Origin of the sequence: Escherichia sp. KTE96 (assembly GCF_000408525.1) — a bacterium.
Classification (GTDB): Bacteria; Pseudomonadota; Gammaproteobacteria; order Enterobacterales; family Enterobacteriaceae; genus Escherichia; species Escherichia marmotae.
In genome coordinates this window covers 139970-157891 of record NZ_KE137149.1, presented here as the reverse complement: position 1 = coordinate 157891, position 17922 = coordinate 139970, and the positions used below count along the sequence as shown (strand labels likewise).

The 17922-nt window shown below is 51.6% G+C and carries 10 protein-coding genes, 1 tRNA gene and 2 pseudogenes; 4 read left to right on the top strand and 9 right to left on the bottom strand.

Annotated elements, in window-relative coordinates:
• Positions 1-2: 2 nt before the first annotated feature.
• Positions 3-927 (bottom strand): annotated as a pseudogene (locus tag A1WG_RS13495) (carboxylate/amino acid/amine transporter).
• A 186-nt stretch (positions 928-1113) separates the two neighbouring features.
• On the opposite strand from A1WG_RS13495, the gene fliB reads away from it, so the two are divergent.
• Positions 1114-2328, top strand: a complete 1215-nt coding sequence (gene fliB / locus A1WG_RS13500; RefSeq protein WP_001517443.1) for a flagellin lysine-N-methylase — start codon at positions 1114-1116, stop codon at positions 2326-2328.
• 413 nt (positions 2329-2741) lie between these two features.
• Here the strand turns inward: fliB and A1WG_RS13505 are convergent, their stop codons facing one another.
• From A1WG_RS13505 to A1WG_RS13510, 3 genes and pseudogenes are all read right to left on the bottom strand, one after another.
• The gene (locus A1WG_RS13505) at positions 2742-3779 is read right to left on the bottom strand and encodes a virulence RhuM family protein (RefSeq protein WP_001280590.1); all 1038 of its coding nucleotides are present in this window, start codon (positions 3777-3779) and stop codon (positions 2742-2744) included.
• Positions 3780-3852: 73 nt separating this feature from the next.
• Positions 3853-3957: pseudogene (locus A1WG_RS23130) on the bottom strand (DUF4942 domain-containing protein); the annotation flags it as partial.
• 185 nt (positions 3958-4142) lie between these two features.
• A tRNA-Sec gene (locus A1WG_RS13510) sits at positions 4143-4237 on the bottom strand.
• Between the two features lie 292 nt (positions 4238-4529).
• Here A1WG_RS13510 and A1WG_RS13515 point away from each other — a divergent pair.
• Both A1WG_RS13515 and yicI read left to right on the top strand, forming a co-directional pair.
• Positions 4530-5912, top strand: coding sequence for a glycoside-pentoside-hexuronide family transporter (locus tag A1WG_RS13515; RefSeq protein WP_000834449.1), 1383 nt, complete (start codon positions 4530-4532; stop codon positions 5910-5912).
• A gap of 9 nt (positions 5913-5921) precedes the next feature.
• Positions 5922-8240, top strand: a complete 2319-nt coding sequence (gene yicI / locus A1WG_RS13520; protein ID WP_001517444.1) for an alpha-xylosidase — start codon at positions 5922-5924, stop codon at positions 8238-8240.
• 51 nt (positions 8241-8291) lie between these two features.
• Here the strand turns inward: yicI and A1WG_RS13525 are convergent, their stop codons facing one another.
• On the bottom strand, positions 8292-10001 hold the full coding sequence (locus A1WG_RS13525; protein ID WP_001517445.1) for an AsmA family protein: 1710 nt from the start codon (positions 9999-10001) through the stop codon (positions 8292-8294).
• A gap of 120 nt (positions 10002-10121) precedes the next feature.
• Positions 10122-11513: a xanthine/proton symporter XanP gene (gene xanP / locus A1WG_RS13530; protein WP_001517446.1), complete on the bottom strand. Its 1392-nt coding sequence runs from the start codon at positions 11511-11513 to the stop codon at positions 10122-10124.
• 278 nt (positions 11514-11791) lie between these two features.
• On the opposite strand from xanP, the gene gltS reads away from it, so the two are divergent.
• Entirely contained in the window at positions 11792-12997 is a 1206-nt protein-coding gene (gltS, locus tag A1WG_RS13535) for a sodium/glutamate symporter (RefSeq protein WP_000468834.1), read from the top strand.
• A 33-nt stretch (positions 12998-13030) separates the two neighbouring features.
• Here the strand turns inward: gltS and recG are convergent, their stop codons facing one another.
• From recG to spoT, 3 genes are read right to left on the bottom strand one after another with little or no spacing between them, the layout of a single operon-like run.
• Entirely contained in the window at positions 13031-15112 is a 2082-nt protein-coding gene (recG, locus tag A1WG_RS13540; RefSeq protein ID WP_001517447.1) for an ATP-dependent DNA helicase RecG, read from the bottom strand.
• A 5-nt stretch (positions 15113-15117) separates the two neighbouring features.
• Complete coding sequence (gene trmH / locus A1WG_RS13545) at positions 15118-15807, bottom strand: tRNA (guanosine(18)-2'-O)-methyltransferase TrmH (RefSeq protein WP_001070171.1); 690 nt, start codon at positions 15805-15807, stop codon at positions 15118-15120.
• A 6-nt stretch (positions 15808-15813) separates the two neighbouring features.
• The gene (gene spoT / locus A1WG_RS13550; RefSeq protein ID WP_000280466.1) at positions 15814-17922 is read right to left on the bottom strand and encodes a bifunctional GTP diphosphokinase/guanosine-3',5'-bis pyrophosphate 3'-pyrophosphohydrolase; all 2109 of its coding nucleotides are present in this window, start codon (positions 17920-17922) and stop codon (positions 15814-15816) included.

Genomic DNA, 17922 nt, shown 5'->3' with positions numbered 1-17922 from the left:
CATCAACCGTACCGCGCTGGATAGTTAAATTTTTCTGGCGCGGCGGCGGGAATCTACAGAAATTAATATTACTGATGAAAGAATCAATAGTGTCCCTAACCAGTCTGGTAATGTGAAGGTGATCCCCAGTAACAGCAAAGAAAGCAGCGCGCTACTTAACGGTTCTGCGCAACTCAAAATGCTGGCTTTCGGCCCGCCAATTAACTGTGCGCCCTTCAAATACAGACTAAAGGTCAGTGAAGTTCCAATTACCACCAGATAGAAAAACGCCAGGATCAGGCTGCCATTAACCACGAAATTTGTTCCTTGCCCGGCATAAAAAGGTAGCAGGATCAGACCACCAATGAGCATACTCCAGCCAACGACGGGCAGCGTGCCGTAACGGGCAATGAGCGTTGAGGGGTATGTTGTATAGAATGCGGCAGCGAAGGCTGAAGCTATCCCCCAGAACAGCGCGGCGGGAGAGATCGATAACGATGTCGGATTACCGTGGGTGACCAACAAAAAGGTGCCCACGAGAGAGGTCAAAATCGCGGTAAATACCAGAATGCCGGGGCGTGATTTACGTACTAGTGAGAACCAGGCCACGATAATCGTTGGTGATAAAAATTGCAGCACCGTTGCTGTAGCGGCATTGGATTTTTCGATGGTCAGTAAGAAAGTAAGCTGGACGGTCAGCGCGCCAACGATGGAAAAAATCAGCAGGCTGATGGCATCTTTATGATTTCTAATGATTGAGAAGACTTTATCGCCGTGGACAAATGAGAGTGTCAGCAGAATAAACCCGGCAAATATCAGTCGCGTCATGGTAAGAAACTGCGATGACATCTGGCTTTGCTCCATGATGTATTGTGCGCAGACCCCTGAACTCCCCCACAAAACGGCGGCAATTAGAACGTTCAGCATTCCCTTTCTGGTGGAACTCATATTTTCCTCTGCATACTGTTTTGTCGTTTATGTTGCAGGCATGATAGCAAAAATGGCGAGGATGGCCGTGTTCGTGCAAGGCATATTTATAAAACCAGTGAAATGCTTGTTAAACTGTCATGTTATGGCGTTATCACTTTTTTTTGACAGCGTGCTACTGTTCGCTTTTTAAACGCGAAGAATGCTATGCAAATCCATAAAGTAATAACCCCCGAGTTTGTGAAGAAGTTTTCCTGCGTCGGTCCCAACTGCCTGATTTCCTGCTGTCAGGGATGGAATATACACATCGACAAGAAAACCCATCATACTTACCTCAACGAACAACACCCGAAAATTGCCCAGTTGGCGAAAGAGAATCTATTACGGGTGCGAAATGGTAAAAGCCGCTATTCGATAATCAAACTGGACGCGCAGGGGCAGTGTCCGTTTCTCGATGAAAATAAACTCTGCCTGGTTCATCGCGATCTGGGAGAAGAAGCGCTTTCAGAAACCTGTTCTACTTATCCACGTAACAAAAGGCACTACGCGGATACAACTCGCCATTCGATGGTGCTCTCATGTCCAGAAGTAGCCCGACTGGTATTGTTTGATGCCGACAGCATGTTAGTGCACGAACAGGATGAGCTGTTGGCGAAGGCGAAAACCCCCTTCACTGCCAGGCAGCCGGTTAATCAGATCCACCAGATTGTGCATCTCTTTGCCTGGCACCTCCTGCAGTCGCCATCGTTGAACGTTGAAGAGAATCTGATGGCGCTGGCACAGTTTATGGTTTACCTACAGCGTATTGAGTTCGATCTGCACCGCTATTTTGTGCAGGCTGAACAGTACCATCAGGAGTTATTAAGCGAGCTGGCGGCAGGTATTAGCCTGATGAGTCAATCAACGCCTACGGAGTCGGTGGGATTGAAGGTGCGTGCGCTGACGGTATTGGGTTCGCTTGTCGCGAATAAGAGCAGCAGGGATCGTATTATTGCTGATGCGCATCGAAAGATGGCAGTGTATTTAGACGTAGCAAACAGCCCGGATAAGCAGGTTCTGGCTGACAAGTTTGCAGTTCTGGACAAGCAGTGGCAGCAGCTTTGCCAGGAATCTATCCTCAGCGCTCCGCATGTATTGCGCAATTTACTGACCTACAAAATTTACCACAGCCATTTTCCTGAGGCTGATTTCTCAACGGTTATGCGCCAGGTTTACCGTTTGATCCTCGACTATTTCTATACAAAGCATTTGCTGAGTGTGATATCGCTGGAAGTCACTCCAGATGAGGCAACGGTGCTGAAGATTGTGGCGAGCCTTGCTGAGAAAACCTTGCATTCGCCAATTATCAATCAGCGGATGGATAAAGCGATCGACATGATCAATACCGGGGACGATCTCTCCTGCTTGCTGTTGATTTGTTGAAAAACAGGCGCAGTAGTAAGCCAGAAATCCCAGGGAATGCCAGCTTCAGCTCCCGTTGTTTCATTAGCGCAGGTAAAGCCAGGTCGATATGAAGCAGCATCGGGGAACAGGATTTCCCGGTGATTGCGGCCAGATCAGTCAGGTAAGATACCCCCAATGACCCCCCAAAAATAACGTGCCGCAGGTTGAAGTCGGTTGACCTCAGGATACAAATAAAACCTGGTATATAAGGAAATAGAAGAGGTTTTGTGAATGTCGGGAGAGTTCAGAAGAGGCAAATTGGCGGAAGATTATCGGGGTCGTATTTGATGGTTAATTTATTGATTTAATATTCATATTTTGAATTGGATAAATGAGTAACCCCCATAAGTATCCCCAAATGGTTTTGCATATGGAGTTGGGGGCATTCTGAGCTACTTTTTCGACTCTTTATTCCACTGTAGCAAAGCGGCAATATCCTTCTCGCCTTCGGCCTCTTTTAAGCACCGTTGTTGTTTGGCAAACTGAACATACTCCGTCTGCGCTTTTTCATCGGCCATTTTCTTACTGATTTTACCCGCGCCGTGTAGAACCTCACGGTCATTAAATTGCAGGAACTGATCCAGCTTATCCTGCCAGTCGCGCAAAAAGACCTGTTGACGACGACGGGCCTGATCCTCGGCAAAGTCCAGCCACATGTTAACCACGCGATTAAGCTCGCTGACTTCATCCTGGGTGAGATAATTTTTTGCCACCGTCACGTCGCTCTTACGCACCTCTTCACCTTTATAGCTGGTCAGCCCCATATGCGGCTGGCTGGCATCGGCACGCAGATGAATGAGTTCAGCAGCGGTATGCCCGGTACAGGCAAAATGCAGTTTGTTCTGGATGGTTTGAAAAAATTGCGTGGTTTCTTTTAACGAAGGCTGATAGTCAGCAGCTAATGCAAAGATCTCCCGCACCCGCAAATATACCCGGCGCTCGCTGGCGCGAATATCGCGGATACGTTCGAGCATCTCATCAAAATAGTCGGGCACAACCGATGAACCGACAGGGGGATTCTTCAGTCGCTCATCGTCCATCACAAAACCTTTGATCAGGTATTCCTGAAGCGTCTGCGTTGCCCACTGACGGAATTGAGTGCCGCGAGGCGAGCGAACGCGATAGCCAACAGCGAGTATTACAGGCAGGCTGTAATGTAGCTTGTTGCGACTTACCTGGCGGTTACCTTCCTGTTGAACTTGTAAGTAAGACTTACAGGTTGCGTTTTGGTCAAGTTCGCCTTCTTCATAGATCGCTTTAATGTGCTGCGTGACGGCCTGAGGAGTGATCTGATAAAGGTTTGCGATGGTTGCCTGAGGGAGCCAGAGTGTTTCTTGTTCAAAGCGACATTCAACACGCACTTCTCCGTCACCGCTGGCAAACATAATAAATTCGCCTTCTGGGGACTGGGTTAAGTCTTTGTCTGACATGCCGCCTCCGTTAGAATCAAATCCGCAATGCTATAACTCACGTAGTATGCCAGAGAACCGCATATGAACAGTGTTATTTTGCTGATAACGCTGACGGATAGTGCTTCGCCACCATGTCATTCATCTTACCCACCAGATCCAGCCGCTTGAATGTGATATGCCCACTGCCTTTCTGGTAATCGAGTGCCATGACATCCTCCGGCTTTTGACGAATCCATCATCCAGGGGGATGTGCGCCAGTAACTAACCTGATACCCCAAAAATAACGCTATTCAGGACGGGGCACAGGATACAAATAAAACCTGGTATATAAGGAAATAGAAGAGGTTTTGTGAATGTCGGGAGAGTTCAGAAGAGGCAAATTGGCGGAAGATCACAGGAGTCGAACCTGCCCGGGACCGCTGGCGGCCCCAACTGGATTTGAAGTCCAGCCGCCTCACCGGAGACGACGATCTTCCGCGCCTCGATTGCTACATGGAGGCGGGGCGCATTATAGCTACTTCCTTGAGTTTCTACATCCCCTGGTTCATTTTTTTCCGGGCAATATGCGCAAAGCTTTATCACTAACCCATTATAATTAACATAAATATCATATATTCCAATGATATATGGGTAGGTTTATCGCTACCACGATCACATAAAACAAGAATCATAAATTAATAACCAGATATCGAAATATTCACTCTGGCAGGGATGGTTTACAAAACTCTTTATCGGTCTCAGCACCCCCATAGCATCAAGGAAAAGCAGATGAAGAGTGAAGTGTTGTCCGTTAAAGAGAAAATTGGTTATGGCATGGGAGATGCCGCCAGCCACATTATCTTCGATAACGTAATGTTATATATGATGTTCTTTTACACCGATATTTTTGGTATTCCTGCCGGATTTGTCGGAACCATGTTTTTGGTCGCTCGTGCACTGGATGCGATTTCCGATCCTTGCATGGGGTTGCTGGCCGATCGAACGCGCTCTCGCTGGGGTAAATTTCGACCGTGGGTACTGTTTGGCGCACTGCCATTTGGTGTGGTCTGTGTACTGGCATATAGCACGCCAGATCTCAGTATGAACGGTAAAATGATCTATGCAGCAATTACTTATACCCTACTTACCTTACTTTATACCGTCGTCAATATCCCTTACTGCGCATTGGGTGGTGTAATTACCAATGACCCGACTCAGCGTATCTCGCTGCAATCCTGGCGTTTTGTGCTGGCGACCGCGGGAGGCATGCTCTCCACTGTGCTGATGATGCCGCTGGTTAATTTAATTGGTGGTGATAATAAACCACTCGGTTTCCAGGGCGGCATCGCGGTGCTTTCCGTGGTGGCATTTATGATGCTGGCTTTCTGTTTCTTCACCACTAAAGAACGCGTTGAAGCGCCACCTACGACGACGCCTATGCGGGAAGATTTACGTGATATCTGGCAAAACGACCAGTGGCGTATTGTCGGTATTCTCACCATTTTTAATATTCTGGCGGTGTGTGTACGTGGTGGGGCGATGATGTATTACGTCACGTGGATTCTGGGTACGCCGGAAGTGTTTGTCGCTTTTCTCACTACTTATTGCGTGGGTAACCTGATTGGTTCCGCACTGGCAAAACCACTGACCGACTGGAAATGTAAAGTCTCTGTCTTCTGGTGGACGAACGCCCTGCTGGCCGTGATTAGCCTCGCGATGTTCTTCGTTCCCATGCAGGCCAGCATCACCATGTTTGTCTTCATCTTCGTGATTGGTGTGTTGCATCAACTGGTGACACCTATCCAGTGGGTAATGATGTCCGATACCGTTGACTACGGCGAGTGGTGTAATGGTAAACGACTCACCGGGATCAGTTTTGCTGGCACGCTGTTTGTGCTCAAACTGGGGTTGGCCTTCGGAGGCGCACTTATCGGATGGATGCTGGCTTACGGTGGATATGATGCAGCAGAAAAAGCGCAGAACAGCGCCACAATTAGCATCATTATCGCGCTATTCACGATTGTTCCGGCGATCTGTTATTTGCTGAGCGCGATTGTCGCTAAACGCTACTATTCTCTCACAACGCACAATCTGAAAACCGTTATGGAACAGTTGGCTCAGGGCAAACGCCGTTGCCAGCAGCAATTCACCTCTCAAGAAGTGCAGAACTAAGGAACGGCAATGAAAATTAGCGATGGAAACTGGTTGATTCAACCTGGCCTCAATTTGATTCACCCGCTTCAGGTGTTCGAGGTTGAACAGCAGGGTAATGAAATGGTGATCTATGCTGCCCCCCGTGATGTGCGTGAACGTACCTGGCAGCTTGACACGCCTTTATTTACGCTGCGTTTTTTCTCCCCACAGGAAGGTATTGTCGGTGTACGGATTGAGCATTTTCAGGGGGCGCTGGAGAACGGCCCTCATTATCCGCTCAATATTTTGCAGGACGCGAATGTCACAATCGAAAACACAGAAAGTTACGCTGAGTTTAAAAGTGGCAACTTAAGCGCGCGTGTCAGTAAAGGTGAGTTCTGGTCACTGGATTTTCTGCGTAATGGCGAACGTATTACCGGTAGCCAGGTGAAAAATAATGGCTATGTGCAGGACACTAATAATCAACGAAATTATATGTTTGAGCGGCTGGATCTTGGCGTCGGTGAAACGGTTTACGGGCTGGGAGAGCGTTTTACTGCCCTGGTGCGCAATGGTCAGACGGTAGAAACCTGGAACCGGGATGGCGGCACAAGTACTGAACAGGCGTATAAAAATATCCCGTTCTACATGACTAACCGTGGTTATGGTGTACTGGTCAATCATCCCCAATGCGTCTCTTTTGAAGTGGGATCGGAGAAAGTCTCCAAAGTGCAGTTCAGCGTGGAGAGTGAATACCTCGAATACTTTGTTATCGACGGCCCGACGCCGAAAGCGGTACTTGATCGTTATACCCGTTTTACCGGCCGTCCGGCGCTGCCGCCCGCGTGGTCCTTCGGTCTGTGGTTAACCACTTCATTTACCACTAACTACGACGAAGCGACGGTTAACAGTTTTATCGACGGTATGGCGGAACGCAATCTGCCGCTGCATGTTTTCCACTTTGACTGTTTCTGGATGAAAGCCTTCCAATGGTGCGATTTTGAGTGGGATCCGCTGACCTTTCCGGACCCGGAAGGCATGATCCGCCGCCTGAAAGCAAAAGGGCTGAAAATCTGCGTCTGGATTAACCCCTATATTGGGCAGAAATCTCCAGTCTTTAAGGAGTTACAAGAGAAAGGCTATTTACTCAAACGCACGGACGGCTCGCTATGGCAATGGGATAAATGGCAGCCAGGGCTGGCGATTTATGACTTTACTAATCCGGATGCCTGCAAATGGTACGCCGATAAACTGAAAGGTCTGATCGCGATGGGTGTCGATTGTTTTAAGACCGACTTTGGCGAACGTATTCCAACAGACGTTCAGTGGTTTAACGGTTGTGATCCACAGAAAATGCATAACCATTATGCATACATCTACAACGAACTGGTATGGAACGTGCTGAAGGAAACCGTTGGCGAGGAAGAAGCCGTCTTGTTTGCCCGCTCGGCTTCCGTAGGTGCGCAGAAATTTCCGGTGCACTGGGGCGGTGATTGCTACGCCAATTACGAATCAATGGCGGAAAGCCTGCGCGGAGGTTTGTCTATTGGCCTTTCTGGTTTTGGCTTCTGGAGCCACGATATCGGCGGCTTTGAGAATACCGCTCCGGCGCACGTTTACAAACGCTGGTGCGCGTTTGGTTTGCTCTCCAGCCATAGCCGTTTACATGGCAGCAAATCTTATCGTGTGCCGTGGGCCTACGATGATGAGTCCTGTGATGTGGTGCGCTTCTTCACGCAACTGAAATGCCGCATGATGCCGTATCTTTATCGTGAAGCTGCTCGTGCGAACGCGCTGGGTACGCCGATGATGCGCGCAATGGTAATGGAGTTTCCGGACGATCCGGCCTGTGATTACCTTGATCGCCAATACATGTTGGGCGGCAGCGTGATGGTCGTGCCGGTGTTCACTGAAGCTGGCGATGTGCAATTCTACTTGCCTGAAGGTCGCTGGACACACCTGTGGCATAACGATGAAATAGACGGCAGCCGCTGGCATAAACAACAACACGGCTTTCAGAGTCTGCCGGTATATGTGCGTGATAACACCCTACTGGGGCTGGGCAACAATGAACAACGCCCCGATTATGCGTGGCACGAAGGCACGGCCTTCCAGCTCTTTAATCTGCAAGACGGGCGTGAAGCCGTCTGCGAAGTCCCAGCCGCTGATGGTTCGGTGATCTTCACCCTGAAAGCGGCACGTACTGGCAACATCATTACTGTGACTGGTACGGGAGAAGCGAAGAACTGGACGCTGTGCTTACGCAATATCGCTAAAGTAAATGGTCTGCAAGGCGGTTCGCAGGCTGAAAGTGAGTTGGGTGTGGTGGTGACCCCGCAAGGGAATGAACTGACAATTACGCTGTAATTTGTTGAAGAAATACCGGGTACGTCTGTGTCGTACCCGGCGAGATTGATTTTACTGTACCGGCTCCGTCGATGTAACTTCACCACTGGAAACCACGCCAGCATTCATGGTTTGGGTCACTTGTTGTTTTTCAGCATTTACGGCGTGGAGCAGTCCGTTAACCGTGGGTTTTAGCGGTGCATCGGCCTGAATATCGCCGCTGGCAGTGAGCTGAATATTGCCATCGCCCGTAATCGGTAACTCTGGCCATCCCCACTGTTGCAGAATATTCACCGGCACACCGCGTCCGTTCAGGCTGATATGGGTCTGGCGCTGCGGCGTTTGTGAGACGCTGGCAGTGGCTTCCAGAATGCCTTTCTCGGTAAACGCGCTAAGTTCGCTGATATTCACCGTGCTGCTGTTGGCGGTTAGCGCCAGCGACGGGCGGCGCACATCAACACGATTGAATGTTGCAGCGGCAGCATTCAGATTTGCCGTGCCACTCCAGACGCCCCACTTATGATCGGCTACCAGTGTCAGATTCGCGCCGTAGCCATCCAGCGCTGTGAGCTGCCACGGGAAGGCTGGGTCAATATCAATGATTAGATTGCGGCTGGCGCTGAATCTCTTCAGTTGCAGAGTGTTTAACCAGGCGGGAGTTTGCTGCATCCACAACTGTTGCCAGTTTTTAGGTAAGGTATATTCCAGTCCAACAATCGCTGCATCGTCGAGGATCAGCGTTTTTCCATCGCGCTGCCAGTTTCCTGACGTTCTGACCATCCCCCCTTCCCAGCGGCTGGTGAACTGGCGCAGTGCTACGCCTTGCGGGGAAAATTCCGCGTTTATAATCGGGTCAAATAAATGCAGCGAACCATAAATAAACTCGCTGGCGTTCATTGACAGCTTGCCTTCCTGTGTCTGCCAGTCATCTTTAATAAAGGTCATATTGCGCAAGCTGAGATCGAGATCGGTCACCGCCCAGTCCGGGCCTTGCAGGCGGGCGTCGATCACTTCCAGGCGGCCAATCTGCAATGACGGGACAGAGCGCAAGGGCGCAAAGAAGTCGGTGAGCGATTTTTCGCTTTGCAGACGGATATCCGCCAGGCGCAGATTTTCCACCTGCCAGCTACCGTCGGCGTTACGCTGCGCATTTCCGGTTAATGTCCCGCGGGCGATGTCGGCACCCAGATTAGTCAGTGTGACGCGATCGTTATCAATATTCCCTTCAATCAACACATTGGTGGCAGGAACATCATTGAGCGACAGAGAGCCAGCACTGAACTGAATTTGTGCTTTTGAGCCTAGTACTTTACCGGCTTCCGGCGACCACGGAACGACGCCGCCATTGACTCGCTGTGCGCTAAGATTCCACTCGCTATTGGGACTGTTAAATGCCATATCACGCAGTTGCAAACGATCCGCTTTAAACGGTAGCGGCGCGGTCTGGTCGGTGAGATTCAGCGTCCCGTTTTCCAGCAGGATAGTATCGACATGCCGTGGCTCGCTCAGTTGCCGACTACTTAGCGCGATATCGACACTTTTTGCAACCAGAGTGGCGGGTTGACCATCACGACCGAATGTGACGTTCTCCAGCAAGATATGAGACGGCGCGGAAAAACGGTGATCCATCGCCCCGAAGGCCAGATGATAGTCGCTATTCTCGGAAATCCATGCGCTGATATGCTCTGCTCCCCAGCGGGTTTGCAGAAGGAAATAGAGGCCAACTATCGCCACTAACAGCGTGATGAAAATGTAGAGAAGCAGCTTCCCAATAAATTTCATGGTCTTCCATCCCGTGAAATGCACATAAGGGAGTTATGCACGATTTACGCGCATTCCTCAAGGCAGGAATGGAGAAAGAGAGTGGTTACGGCGGTAAAGAATTTTACCGCCGCGAGTAAATTACTGCTTTTCTGGCGGGAAAATCAGATTCAGTACAATGGCAGTGATACCGCCAGCGGCAATCCCGGAGGAGAGCAGATTTTTCAGCCAGTCAGGGGCAAACTGCAAAATCAGTGGCTGCTGAGAAACACCCAGACCGACCGCCAGCGACAGGGCAATAATCAGAATCGCCCGACGGTTCAGTGGCTCACGAGAAACGATACGCACACCGGATGCGGCGATAGTACCAAACATCACCAGCGTAGCGCCGCCCAGAACAGGTTCGGGAATGTGTTGGACAAAACCGCTCACCGCAGGGAACAGACCCAGCACGATCAACATCAGCGCCACGACAAAACCGACATAACGACTGGCAACACCGGTCAATTGGATCACACCGTTGTTCTGCCCGAAGCAGGAGTTCGGGAAGGTGTTAAACACCGCCGACACAAACGAGTTCAGGCCGTTTGCCAGCACGCCGCCTTTCAGACGTTTCATGTACAGTGGGCCAGAAACCGGTTGTTCGGAAACGTCGGAGGTGGCTGTGATATCGCCAATAGTTTCCAGTGAGGTGATCATAAAGACCAGCATCAGTGGTAGCAGCAGGCTCCATTCAATACCAAGTCCGTAATAGAGCGGCGTTGGCACCATAATCAGCTCTTGCGTCATCGGCTCGTTGCTTTCTGGCAACATGTCCATAAACCACGCCAGTGCATATCCTGCCGCCATCGCAATCACCAGCGAGGCTACGCGTAAGTAGGGGTTACGTTGGCGATTAAGCAGGATGATTAAAGCTAAGACCACGCCCGCCAGTAGCAGATTTTTCGGTGCACCAAAGGTGTTATCGCTCATGGCCGCATAACCGCCACCAATGGATGTTAGCCCAACCTGAATCAGTGACAGGCCAATAATCATCACCACGACGCCGGAAACCAGCGGCGTAATAATGCGGCGCGCCAGATGCAGAACGCGGGAGATAACCATTTCGGTGCAGCTTGCCAGCATCAGTGTGCCGAACAGAGCCGCCATCATCGTAGGAACATCGGCACCACCGGTCTTCAGCGCTGTTCCGCCCATAATCAGCGGGGCAACGAAGTTAAAGCTGGTGCCCTGAATAGACAACAAACCGGAGCCAACCGGACCCCAGGCTTTAATTTGAATAATTGATGCCACACCAGAGGCAAACAGCGACATACTAATAATGTGTTGCGTGTCCTGTGCTGGTAAACCCAGCGCCTGGCAGATTAACAATGCTGGCGTGATTACCGCGACAAACATCGCCAGCAGGTGCTGACAGGCGGCAAACAGAGTTTGAGCAAGCGGCGGACGATCTTCAAGACGGTAAATCAGTTCGCTGTTTTGAGTCTGCGCAACCGGTTGCGCATTTTCTGACTCGAAGGTGGAAACAGACATCGAAAACAATCCCGTGGTAGCAAAGCGGGCATTTTAGCTGACCGAAAGGCAAAAGCAAACGTTTGCCAATCATTCTTCTAAATATTTAAATGCGATAAATGCACTTTTTTATATAACTTTTGGTTGTTTTCTGCTTAAAATCCATGCCATTTTTTTATTTTCAGCTAAGAATTCGAACCGGGAAAGCATGACTCGATACTCGTCATATTTCGTCTTACTATGATTGCGCGATGAAGTATGACGAGTATGAAGAGTGGTGCGGATACAAAGGAGTAACTATGTTTCATCTCGATACTTTAGCAACGCTTGTTGCCGCAACGCTGACGTTGCTGCTCGGGCGCAAGTTGGTCCATTCCGTCTCCTTTCTGAAAAAATACACCATACCAGAACCGGTTGCCGGAGGGTTGTTGGTGGCACTGGCTCTGCTGGTGTTGAAAAAAAGCATGGGCTGGGAAGTTAATTTTGATATGTCCTTGCGCGATCCATTAATGCTGGCTTTCTTCGCCACCATTGGCCTGAACGCCAATATTGCCAGCCTGCGTGCCGGTGGACGCGTAGTGGGGATTTTCCTCATTGTGGTTGTTGGTCTGTTGGTGATGCAAAATGCCATCGGCATTGGCATGGCTAGCCTGTTAGGGCTTGATCCGCTGATGGGGCTGTTGGCGGGGTCTATTACGCTTTCTGGCGGTCACGGGACCGGCGCAGCGTGGAGTAAATTGTTCATTGAACGTTATGGCTTCACCAACGCGACGGAAGTGGCGATGGCCTGTGCGACGTTTGGTCTGGTTCTGGGTGGACTGATTGGCGGCCCGGTGGCGCGTTACCTGGTGAAACACTCCACCACGCCGAACGGCATACCTGATGACCAGGAAGTCCCCACCGCATTTGAAAAGCCCGACGTAGGGCGCATGATCACCTCGCTGGTACTGATTGAAACTATCGCGCTGATTGCTATCTGTCTGACGGTAGGGAAAATCGTTGCGCAACTTTTGGCTGGCACTGCTTTTGAATTGCCAACCTTTGTTTGCGTGCTGTTTGTGGGCGTGATTCTGAGCAACGGCTTGTCAATGTTGGGCTTTTACCGCGTCTTTGAGCGCGCGGTATCCGTACTTGGTAACGTAAGCCTGTCGCTGTTCCTGGCGATGGCGTTGATGGGGCTGAAACTGTGGGAGCTGGCTTCGCTGGCGTTGCCGATGCTGGCGATTCTGGTCGCGCAAACCATCTTCATGGCGTTGTACGCTATCTTTGTCACCTGGCGCATGATGGGGAAAAACTACGATGCGGCGGTGCTGGCCGCGGGGCACTGTGGTTTTGGCCTTGGTGCAACGCCCACGGCAATCGCCAACATGCAGGCGATCACCGAACGCTTTGGCCCGTCGCACATGGCCTTCCTGGTGGTGCCGATGGTCGGTGCGTTCTTTATCGATATCGTCAATGCCCTGGTGATTAAGCTCTACCTGATGTTGCCGATTTTTGCGGGTTAACTGATGAAGCGGCGGTGCAAATGCCGCCGCTTTTTACGCATTCGAATAGCGTTCCGTCTCCGGCATCCAGCGTTCTATCAGGGCTTTTGCCTGCTGGGGATAACGTTCGTGAATATGGCGTGCCAGGCGCTGAACTTCCGGGATCATGGCCTGATCGCGCAGCAAATCAGCCACTTTAAACTCTGCATTGCCTGTCTGGCGCGTGCCCAGCAGTTCACCAGGGCCGCGAATCTCTAAATCTTTTTGCGCAATCACAAATCCGTCGTTGCTGTCGCGTAGCACTTGCAGGCGGACTTGCGCCGTTTTGGAGAGTGGTGTTTTGTAAAGCAGAACACAGTGAGAAGCCACCGCGCCACGACCTACGCGCCCGCGCAACTGGTGTAACTGCGCCAGACCCAGACGCTCCGGGTTCTCGATAATCATCAGGCTGGCGTTGGGGACATCGACGCCTACTTCAATAACAGTCGTCGCAACCAGCAGGTGTAGCTCGCCTTGTTTAAACGACGCCATTACCGCTTGCTTTTCGGCAGGTTTCATCCGCCCATGAACCAGACCGACGTTCAGTTCCGGCAGCGCCAGTTTTAACTCTTCCCACGTTGCTTCGGCTGCCTGCGCTTCCAGTAATTCCGATTCTTCAATCAATGTACAAACCCAGTACGCCTGACGGCCTTCCGTTATGCAGGCGTGGCGCACGCGGTCGATAATGTCGTTACGACGCGTATCCGGGATCGCCACTGTCGTCACTGGGGTACGTCCTGGCGGCAGTTCATCAATGACCGAGGTATCGAGATCGGCATACGCGGTCATCGCCAGCGTGCGGGGGATCGGCGTGGCGGTCATGATCAACTGATGAGGATGAAAGCCCTGCTGCTGGCCTTTCTCCCATAACGCCAGGCGTTGATGCACGCCAAAACGATGCTGTTCGTCGATAATCACCAGCGCCAGACCGTTAAACTGTACCTGTTCCTGGAAGATAGCGTGGGTGCCGACAATCATCTGCACCTGACCGCTGGCGATGGCTTCTTGCTGTGCCAGCCGCGCTTTGCCCTTCTGTTTGCCCGCCAGCCAGCCCACTTCGATACCGAGCGGTTCAAACCAGTTGCGGAAATTATTGGCGTGCTGTTCGGCAAGCAATTCGGTTGGTGCCATCAGTGCCACTTGTTTGCCGTGAGCGATAGCACGCAGCGCAGCGAGAGCGGCAACCAGTGTTTTACCGGAACCTACATCGCCCTGTACCAGACGCATCATTGGCACATCCAGCGCCATATCGCGCTCAATCTCCGCCACCACACGCGCCTGCGCGCCCGTTGGCTTGAACGGTAAGGCAGCGAGCAGTTTGTCCTTCAGCGCGTCACTGGCGCTAAGCGGCTGAGCATGAAAACGTTGGGCACCGGCGCGTAACGCTAACATGCTGAGGTTGTGCGCCAGCAGCTCTTCCAGAATAAGACGACGCTGTGCCGGATGCCGCCCGGTTTCCAGATCGCTGAGCTGTAGTGTTGGCGGTGGACGATGCAGGGTGCGCAAGGCTTCCGGCAGCGTCATCATTCCTTGTGACAGTTCCGGCGGCAGCAGTTCTTCAATGGCGCAGGTGTCGAGCAGATCCAGCGCCTGATCGGTCAGTTTGCGCAGCGTTGCCTGTTTTACACCTTCCGTTGTTGGGTAAACCGGGGTGAGGGTTTCCTGTAACTCCGGAGTACTGAGATCGCCCTGTACGCGGTATTCCGGGTGGATCATCTCCGCACCATATTTACCGCGCTTTGCTTCGCCATAGGCCAATACGCGTCGACCTGTCGCCAGGCTATTTTTCATCGCGGCGTTAAAGTTGAAAAAGCGCATGGTGAGAATGCCGGAACCGTCGCTAATCTGACAGGTCATCATCCGGCGACCGCCGAAGGAGATATTGCAGTTCAGTACTTCGCCTTCCACCGTGGCATAAATGCCCGGCAACAGCTCACCTATGGGATAGAGATGGGTGCGATCTTCATAGCGCAGGGGAAGGTGTAACAGTAAATCCTGCACGGTATGCAGGTTGATTTTCGCCAGTTTGTTACTTTGCGCCGCGCCAACGCCCGTTAGGGAACTGAGCGGGACAGCATCTAACAGGCGACCTTTCATAGCGCTTACCCTGCGGCCTGCATGGTAGCCCACCACTCAGCATCGGCTTCAATCTCGCCTTGTTGATTGACGTGGGGGTAGGGCAGGCCTTTGCGTTTCGCGACTTTAGCCAGCACCGGATAGCCACCTTCAAACAGCAGGCGTTGTTGCTCTGCTTCCGGCAACATACTGTTTTCACGCAGATACATACCCGCGTTTTGCCGCTGACGCTGGGCTTCGTAAAGAATAAGTGCGGAGGCGACGGAGACATTAAGCGACTGCACCATGCCGATCATCGGAATGATGATGTCCTGATCTGCCAGTTCTAATGCTTCCTGCGTGATGCCCGTTTTTTCCTGTCCCATTAAAATACAGGTCGGGCGGGTGTAATCGATTTCGCGAAAATCGACGGCTTTATCAGAAAGGTGGGTTGCCAGAATCTGCATACCCTGACCTTTCAGGTGGGCGACTGCATCGCCAATGGTGCGGTGTGTTTTCACCTGTACCCAACTGTTACTACCAGCAGCAGCCGAAGCCATGGTGCGCATCCGGCTACCAGGCCAGACAGCGTGAACTTCGTGTACGCCAACGGCATCTGCGGTACGAATGATCGCAGAAACGTTATGGGGTTTGTGAACCTGTTCCATGCAGACGGTCAGGTCAGGCTGCCGCCTGGCGAGCATTTCGCAGATGCGTGCATAACGTGTTGGGTTCATAAAACATTAATTTCTGTTTCGGGTGACTTTAATTACGTCTGGCATCACGCGGATTTTGCGCATGATATTTGCCAGATGTACGCGGTCACGTGCGGTCAGACGAATAAAGGCACTGTAGACGCGACCATCTTTCTCTTCTGTATTCAGACTTTGAATATTGGAATTAGTGGTGTTGATCGCCGCTGTCAGGTTTGCCAGTGCGCCCTGATGGTTGAACATCTCAACTTTTATTTCGGTGATGAACTCCTGCGCCGTCTCTTTATCCCATTCCACAGCCATAAACTTCTCTGGCTCTTTCTGATAGCCACGGATGTTACGGCAGGATTCATGGTGGATCACCAGACCCTTACCGGGGCTGACGTGGGCGATAATCGGGTCGCCAGGAATTGGGCGGCAGCATTTCGCAAAGGTGATCAGCACGCCATCGGCACCTTTGATCGGCAGATGCCCGTGACTTTGGGTCGCTGGTGGAATAGAGGCGTCACCATGTTGCAGATTTTTCGCGACCACCACGCTCATTGCGTTACCAAGGCCAATTTCAGCCAGCAGATCGTCAAGCGTTGCCAGCTTCATGCGGTCCAGTTCGCGCTGGATATTCTCCTGCGGAATTTCATTCAGCTTGCGGCTGCCACCTAATGCATGGTTGAGCAGACGGCGACCGAGGCTTACGGAATCATCACGCTTGAGGTTTTTCAGCAACTGGCGAATTTTGGCGCGCGCTTTCGAGCTGACGACAAAGTTCAGCCATGCGGCATTCGGGCGAGCGCCCGGTGCGGTAATGATTTCAACGGTTTGACCACTGGAGAGCGGCTGCGATAGCGGGTACGGCTGGCGGTCGACGCGCGCGCCCACGCAGGCGTGACCGATATCGGTATGCACTGCGTATGCGAAGTCGACAGGTGTGGCACCGGCAGGCAACTCGACAATGCGCCCTTCCGGTGTGAAAACGTAAATCTCATCCGGGAAGAGATCGGATTTAACGCTCTCGATAAATTCGAACGAGCTGCCGGCGCTTTGCTGCAGCTCCAACAGGCTCTGCATCCAACGCTGGGCGCGGATTTGTGCAGTAGTGCTGGTTTCGCCGTGCTCTTTATACGCCCAGTGCGCGGCAACACCCATCTCCGCCATCTGGTCCATATCTTCGGTACGAATCTGGACTTCAACCGGAACGCCGTGCGGGCCAATCATTGAGGTGTGTAAAGACTGATAGCCGTTCGCTTTTGGGATGGCGATGTAGTCTTTCACGCGCCCCGGACGCGGCTTGTACAGGCTGTGCATCTGACCGAGCACGCGATAACAGGTATCGGCATCATGGACGATTACGCGAAAAGCATAGATGTCCATGATCGAGTGAAAACGCTGCTCTTTGAGCACCATTTTGCAGTAAATCGAATAAAGATGTTTCTCGCGACCACTGACACGGCATGGTATTCCCGCTTCCTGCAAACGCCCTTCGATTTCAGAGAGGATTTTTTGGATCATCTCTTTACGGTTGCCGCGTGCAGCTTTCACCACTTCTTTAATCACGCGGTAGCGGTTGGGGTACAGCGCTTCAAAACCCAGCTCTTCGAGTTCGGTTTTAATGTGGTGGATACCCAAACGGTGTGCCAGCGGACTGTATATTTCAAGGGTTTCACGGGCGATGCGGCGACGTTTGTCCGGGCGGAGTGAGCCCAGCGTGCGCATGTTGTGGGTACGGTCTGCGAGTTTGATGAGAATGACGCGGATATCTTGCACCATCGCCATAATCATCTTGCGAAAGTTTTCGGCCTGCGCCTCTTTCTTATCGCGGAACTTGAGTTTATCAAGTTTTGACACCCCCTCTACCAGTTCGGCTACGCTTTTGCCAAAAAGCTGTTCCATGTCCTGGTAGGTGGCGGGAGTATCTTCAATCACGTCATGAAGTAGCGCCGCCATCAGCGTTTCATAGTCGAGTTTCATCTCGGCCAGAATGCAGGCAACCGCTACCGGGTGCGTGATATAGGGTTCACCGCTTGAACGTGTTTGCCCCTCGTGAGCATCACGTGCAACGAGATACGCCTGCCGCAGACGCTTAATTTGGTCTTCCGGCAGGTAGTTTTGAATCAGTTGATTCAGGCTTTCAAACAGATACAA